Genomic DNA, 494 nt, shown 5'->3' on the forward strand with positions numbered 1-494 from the left:
GCACAATGTTATACCGGTTAACCAAGGTAAAACGACGCTGCTTATTTTCATAAAACGGGTTAAACTTACCGGGAGTGACTTCATTTTATAGGTGCGAGTTATTTCATTCATGAGAATTTATAATAGGCAAAGTTTTGCTGTACAGCAATCATCTTTTATTATTCTGATAAAAGCTTGAGCGTTATAGCTGCAACAAAAGAGCTAAAAAGACTCAAAAGAAGTGAAAAAGCAATAAGAAGAATCAAGGAAGTGAGAAAAGAGACATTAGGATTTGTTGGAGCTGTAGCAGCTGAAACGCCAAAAATCATGATTGGAATGATCCAAGGTAAGATAATGATAAAAATGAGAAGAGAGCTATGTAACAATGATGTTGCGAGTGCAGATCCTATAGCGCCAATAAAAATAATAGCAGGTGTTCCGCATAAGAGGGTGAGTGTTGTTGTAAAAGTTATCGTTGCATTTAAATGGAGCATGAATGCTAAAATAGGAGTAGC

Annotated in this window: 1 protein-coding gene and 1 pseudogene; both read right to left on the reverse strand. The window is 36.0% G+C overall.

Annotation, left to right across the window (positions count from 1 at the left end; genetic code table 11):
• Nucleotides 1-111 (reverse strand): annotated as a pseudogene (locus tag J7R05_RS09405) (heme transporter HemC); the annotation flags it as partial.
• A gap of 47 nt (nucleotides 112-158) precedes the next feature.
• The coding region (locus J7R05_RS07825) for a heme exporter protein CcmB (protein ID WP_208541830.1) at nucleotides 159-494 on the reverse strand (336 nt) is incomplete at its 5' end.

The sequence above is a fragment of the Bartonella capreoli genome (genome assembly GCF_902813205.1).
In the GTDB taxonomy this organism is placed as follows: domain Bacteria; phylum Pseudomonadota; class Alphaproteobacteria; order Rhizobiales; family Rhizobiaceae; genus Bartonella; species Bartonella schoenbuchensis.